General features: G+C 53.3%; 1 protein-coding gene. It reads left to right on the plus strand.

What is annotated here, in order from left to right:
• On the plus strand, positions 1-619 hold a 619-nt coding region (gene repB / locus QD357_RS32805; RefSeq protein ID WP_414126162.1), incomplete at both ends, for a plasmid partitioning protein RepB.

The following is a 619-nucleotide window of genomic DNA, read 5'->3' on the forward strand; positions in this document are numbered from 1 at the left end:
GTTCCTAGATCAGGATATTGCTGCGGTTGAAGCTCTCAAAACTTCGATCAGGGACCATGGACAAGAGATTCCGGTCCTTGTTCGACCGCACCCATCCGCGCCTGGTCGATATCAGATTGCCTATGGCCATCGTCGAGTGCGCGCTACATCCGAACTCAGCATAAAGGTGAAAGCTTATGTCCGCGATTTAGACGACAATCGCCTCGTCGTCGCTMAAGGTATCGAGAATTCAGCTCGTGAAGATCTTACATTCATCGAGCGCGCTTCGTTTGCTCTAAAACTCGAAGAAGGCGGCTTCCAGCGCGCACTTATCCAAACAGCACTGTCTATTGACCGGCAGGAAGTTCACAAACTCATTACCGTCGCCCGGGCAGTCCCAGCTTGGTTGATCAATTCCATCGGCCGCGCGCCGAAAATCGGTCGACCGAGATGGCAGGAACTTGCGGACCTCTTGAAGATCGATGGCACGGAGAAGAAGGTTCGCAAGACGACCGAAGACAAATMATTCGCCCATAGAGACACGGACGATCGTTTCATGGCGATACTGAGAGCGTCGAAAGCGGCAGATGCGAAGAAACTGTCCGCATCCCCTCCCCGGTTGATCGCCAAGTCGTCTGAT

It is taken from the genome of Rhizobium sp. BR 317 (genome assembly GCF_047445835.1).
Classification (GTDB): Bacteria; Pseudomonadota; Alphaproteobacteria; order Rhizobiales; family Rhizobiaceae; genus Rhizobium; species Rhizobium paranaense.